At 53.2% G+C, this 3,052-nt stretch carries 4 protein-coding genes; 3 read left to right on the top strand and 1 reads right to left on the bottom strand.

The window, feature by feature from the left end; genetic code table 11:
• A partial coding sequence (locus tag H6F43_RS01755; RefSeq protein ID WP_242025252.1) for a stomatin-like protein occupies window positions 1-795 on the top strand: 795 nt, incomplete at its 5' end.
• A 48-nt stretch (window positions 796-843) separates the two neighbouring features.
• Here H6F43_RS01755 and H6F43_RS01760 read toward each other — a convergent pair.
• The gene (locus H6F43_RS01760) at window positions 844-1,239 is read right to left on the bottom strand and encodes a hypothetical protein (protein WP_190340302.1); all 396 of its coding nucleotides are present in this window, start codon (window positions 1,237-1,239) and stop codon (window positions 844-846) included.
• 46 nt (window positions 1,240-1,285) lie between these two features.
• On the opposite strand from H6F43_RS01760, the gene H6F43_RS01765 reads away from it, so the two are divergent.
• Window positions 1,286-1,591 carry a DUF6439 family protein gene (locus H6F43_RS01765; RefSeq protein WP_190340303.1) on the top strand — a complete coding sequence of 102 codons (306 nt, stop codon included), beginning with the start codon at window positions 1,286-1,288 and terminating at the stop codon, window positions 1,589-1,591.
• Between the two features lie 115 nt (window positions 1,592-1,706).
• The coding region (locus tag H6F43_RS01770; RefSeq protein ID WP_242025254.1) for a hemolysin family protein at window positions 1,707-3,052 on the top strand (1,346 nt) is incomplete at its 3' end.

Consider the following 3,052-nt stretch of genomic DNA (forward strand, 5'->3'; position numbering starts at 1 on the left):
ATCATCGCTGCCATAGTTTTGGCAATCATCGGCTATATCTTCGGCTCAGTCAGAATTATTAAAGAAGGCACGAATGGTGTTGTTGAGCGGTTGGGTCGCTTTGAGCGGGTTCTAGAGCCTGGATTGAACTTTGTTGTTCCGGTTCTTGATCGAGTCCTGGAAGAGTCTACTCGTGAGCAGACTATCGATATTCCTCCACAGTCAGCAATTACGCAGGATAATGCCTCCGTGACGGTTGATGCGATCGTGTTCTTCCGCATTAAGGATGTCTACAGAGCAAACTACGCCGTCGAGGATCTGGAAGATGCCTTGGAGAACTTGGTGATTACCACCCTGCGATCGGAAGTCGGCAAACTGACGCTGCGAGACGCTGTGTCGTCCAGAGACAAAATTAATCGGGCGGTGCTGAGTCAACTGGACAAAGCCACAGAAGATTGGGGAGCCAAAGTAATTCGGGTAGAAGTGCAAGAGATTCAGCTTCCACCTGAGCTGCGACAGGCAATGGATGCTGAAATGGTTGCCGAAAGCAGACGCAAGGCCGCGATTTCAGAATCTCAAGGAACCGTGCAGTCGATTCAACTAATCTCAGATGCTCTAAAAGAGGCGAGCAATGCCAAAGCCGTGCTGCAATACCTCGTTGCCAAGAGCTACGTGGACGCCAACTACAAGCTGGGCGAAAGCAACAACTCCAAAATTATCTTCATGGACCCCAAAGCGCTAACGGAAACTGTGGGTGAACTGATTGCGGCTGACAACAATGAGGGTATGAGCGGCAACGAGAACAGACCGTCGTAACGGTTAAGGCTAAGGCAATTAAGGTTGGAGTGATTAGGGTTGGAGCGATTAAGGTTGGAGCGATCGTGGTGCGACGGCGGGTGGAGAAGCAGGTTTAGGAGTCTGAATGGCTGCCGTAGCGAGAAACCAGCCAATCACAACGCCTAATCCGCCAAAGCGCACAACCTGCCAGAACGGTTCTTTCAAGCTGTCCCAGTGGAACAAGCGGCTTTCTAAATTTACCTCCAGCTCGTCTAGCTGATCCTGGATGCGCTGGAGCTCTGCGCTGTGAGACGCTTGCTCCTTTGGGTCTGCCTGCTGGATCTGCGCCTGTCGCTGCTGAAGCTCTGCCTGCCGCTGCTGATCGTGCTGCACCTGGGAATACCGCAGTTTTAGGTCTTGCAGCGATCGCTCGACCTCGGTAAGGTGTTGCTCAAAATCTGACGGCGGCTCAGAAGACGACATAGTAGAGTTAAGGATAACGCTTCCGTCAACCATCATGCCCTTTTCTATGCTGGATACTTCCCCACACTCTGAAAGTTCTGAAACGGTACTGCGCCAGTGCACAACGGCGGAACTGGCGCAAGCCTTAATGGAAAAGCTGAGCATTTCTGAGAAGGATTGGCACCGCCTCAAGTCAAACCGCAACGCCCGTGCTCGGGAGCAGGCAATCGCGGCGCTAGTGTTTCTGCTAAAGGACAAGCCCGAAGAAGCCTTACCCAGACTGCAACAGGCAGTCAACTGGCTCGATCGCTCGATTTCTGCGCCGCCCTGCCCCACGCATGGCGATCGCCCACCGCGAGGGGTTGGGCAATAGGGTGGCATGCGGCTAGTGAGCAATCAAGCTCGCACAACTCCTAGTCTCGTTTTCTTACCCGCCTGCTTGTCAGCTACACTTTTGGACAGTCCTCTATTTTGCCTACTTGCGCAGAATGACTGGCGTTTCCTTCGTTGGCATTCTGCAATCCTCCCACATGAACACTATTGACCCGTCCAGTATTGTCCTGCTGATTTTTATCAACATCGTTTTGATTCTCGTGAACGCCTTTTTCGCGGCGGCGGAGATCGCGCTGATTTCAACGAGCGAAGTTCGGATGAAAATACTGGCAGATCAAGGCGATCGACGGGCACGCATGGTGCTCAGAACAACTCAGGACAGCACTCGATTTCTGGCAACGATTCAGCTTGTCATCACTCTGACGGGATTTCTGAACGGAGCGTTTGCGGCAGAGAACTTAGCTGGTCCTTTGGCAGCGGGTTTAGGTGCGCTGTTTCGCATCAATGTGCCTGAGAAAATTGCGCTGGTTGCGGTAACGGTCATCATTGCCTTGTTCAGCTTGATTCTGGGTGAACTGGTTCCCAAACGGCTAGGTATTCGCCATGCGGAGAGCTTTGCGCTATTTTCCGTGAGTCCGATCCGGTTTTTGGATAAGCTGGCGGCTCCGATCGTCAAGCTAGTCAGTGCTACGACGAATCTAGTGTTGCAGATGACCGGGAATCCGATCGAAGACGAGGAGGAGTCCGTTAGCACCGAAGAATTTAAGGCAATGGTTGATGCGGGACGCGCAGGTGGCGCAGTCAGCGACCAAGAGCGCCGCATCATTCACGGTGCGGTGGAACTGAGCAACATCACTGCTCGAGCCATCATGGTGCCGAGGGTGCAAATTCAATACCTTAAAATGACCACCTCGCTGGCGGAAGCGTACCAGATCGTGTCGGAGAACGCTCATACGCGCTTACTCGTGTGTGACGAAGACTTAGACAACATCGTGGGCATTTTGCACGTCAAAGATCTGATTCGTCCGCTGCCCGGACTGCTAGAGCAGCCTCCCAGCCTCCGTGAGCTGTTGCGCCCAGTTCACTACGTGCCAGAGACGCGGTTAGCGCGAGATTTGCTAGAGGAAATGAAGAAAAATCGCCTGCATCTTGTAGTGGTGCGAGATGAGTTTGGCGGCACCGCGGGATTGGTAACGCTGGAGGATGTGCTAGAGGAAATTGTCGGCGAAATTCGCGACGAGTATGATGCGGAGGAAGAGCGCGAGTTTCGTCAAATTAGCACGCATGAAGGAATTTTTAAGATTCGCGCCAGCATTGCTACGGTTAACAATGAACTCGATTTGCAGCTTCCGCGCGACGAAGCCGCTACCCTAGCGGGGCTGTTCCTAGAGGAATTGCAGCGCCCACCGGAACCGAGCGATCGCCTGCAAATTGACAATGTGCTGCTTATGGTGCTGGAGGACGGACAGCGGGTGCGCGTCACCTTGCTGCCGGATCCAGA

The sequence above is a fragment of the Leptolyngbya sp. FACHB-36 genome (genome assembly GCF_014695955.1).
In the GTDB taxonomy this organism is placed as follows: domain Bacteria; phylum Cyanobacteriota; class Cyanobacteriia; order Leptolyngbyales; family Leptolyngbyaceae; genus FACHB-36.